At 62.7% G+C, this 1,757-nt stretch carries 1 protein-coding gene; it reads left to right on the top strand.

What is annotated here, in order from left to right:
- The coding region (gene ftsH / locus JJL52_RS21050) for an ATP-dependent zinc metalloprotease FtsH (protein ID WP_202054486.1) at positions 1–1,757 on the top strand (1,757 nt) is incomplete at both ends.

Here is a 1,757-nt window from a genome sequence, read left to right as displayed (position 1 = left end):
ATCGCTTATTCGGATTTCCTCGCCAAGGTCAAGGCGAAGCAGGTCACGCGCGTCGAAATCATGGACGACCATGTCAAAATCCGCACCAACGACGGCCAGGATCTGGAAACGATCAACCCCGATGATCCGCACATGATCGACGATCTGTTGGCCGCCGGGGTGCAGATTCGCACTGTGGCGCCGCCCAAACAGTCGTTTCTAATGCAGATTTTCGTTTCCTGGTTTCCGATGCTGCTGCTGATTGCCGTCTGGATCGTCTATATGCGGCGCCAACAGGCCGGCGGCGCGGGCAGTTTCGGCAAGAGCAAGGCGAAGCTGCTGGAAGAAGACAAGCGCAAGGTGATGTTTGCGGACGTGGCCGGCTGCGAGGAAGCCAAAGAAGAGGTGGTCGAACTGGTCGACTTCCTGTCCGACCCGCAGAAGTTCCAGAAGCTCGGCGGGCAGATTCCGCGCGGGATTCTGATGGTGGGTCCCCCCGGTACCGGCAAGACCTTGCTGGCGCGGGCCATTGCCGGCGAGGCCGGGGTCAAGTTCTTCACCATCTCCGGCTCGGACTTCGTCGAGATGTTCGTCGGGGTCGGGGCGTCCCGGGTCCGGGACATGTTCGCGCAGGCCAAGGAGCATGCGCCCTGCATCATCTTCATCGACGAGATCGATGCGGTGGGCCGCCAGCGGGGCGGGGCCGGTTTCTCGGGCGGCAACGAGGAACGCGAGCAGACCTTGAACCAACTGTTGGTGGAGATGGACGGCTTCAACGGCAATGAAGGGGTGATCGTGATCGCGGCCACCAACCGGGCCGACATCCTTGACAAGGCCTTGCTGCGGCCCGGCCGTTTCGACCGTCAGGTCAACGTCGGGCTGCCCGATGTGAAAGGCCGCGAACAGATTTTGAACGTGCACATCAAGAAAGTGCCGGCTTCGGCCGATGTCGAGCTCAAATACATCGCCCGCGGCACCCCGGGCTTTTCCGGGGCGGATCTGGCCAATCTGGTCAATGAAGCGGCGCTGTTTGCGGCCCGGGCCAACAAGCAGGAAGTCACCATGGCCGACCTGGAGAAAGCCAAGGACAAGATCCTGATGGGGGCCGAACGCCACACCATGGTGATGACCGAGGACGACAAGCGGCTGACCGCCTACCACGAAGCCGGGCACTGCATCGTGGGCCGGCTGGTGCCCGAGCACGATCCGGTGTACAAGGTCAGCATCATGCCGCGGGGGCGGGCCTTGGGGATCACCATGTTCCTGCCCGAGCAGGACCAGTACAGCGCCAGCAAGCGCAAGCTGGAAAGCCAGATCTCCAGCCTGTTCGGGGGGCGGATCGCCGAGCAGATGATCTACGGCGGCGACCGGGTCACGACCGGGGCTTCGAACGACATCGAGCGGGCGACCGAGCTGGCGCGCAACATGGTCAAGCGCTGGGGCTTCTCGGACAAGCTCGGGCCGCAGGTGTACGGGGAAGAGAGCGGGCAGCCGTTCATGGGCTATGCCTCGCCCGGGTCCTCGTTCTCGAACGAGATCGCCCATCAGATCGATGAAGAGATCAAGGCAGTGATCGACCGGAACTACCGCCGGGCCGAGCAGCTCCTGACCGAGCATCTCGACATCCTGCACAAGATGGCCGAGGCGCTGATGAAGTGGGAGACGATCGACAAGCGCCAGATCGACGACCTGATGGCCGGCCAGGAACCTCGCCCGCCGCTCGACGACAACGATTCGACAGGTCGACCTACCTTGCACAAACCCGATAAGGGCGATGA

The organism is Candidatus Methylomicrobium oryzae (assembly GCF_016745425.1).
Taxonomy (GTDB): domain Bacteria; phylum Pseudomonadota; class Gammaproteobacteria; order Methylococcales; family Methylomonadaceae; genus Methylomicrobium; species Methylomicrobium oryzae.
Note: the sequence above shows the minus strand (reverse complement) of the source record. Positions and strands in the feature narration are given on the sequence as shown.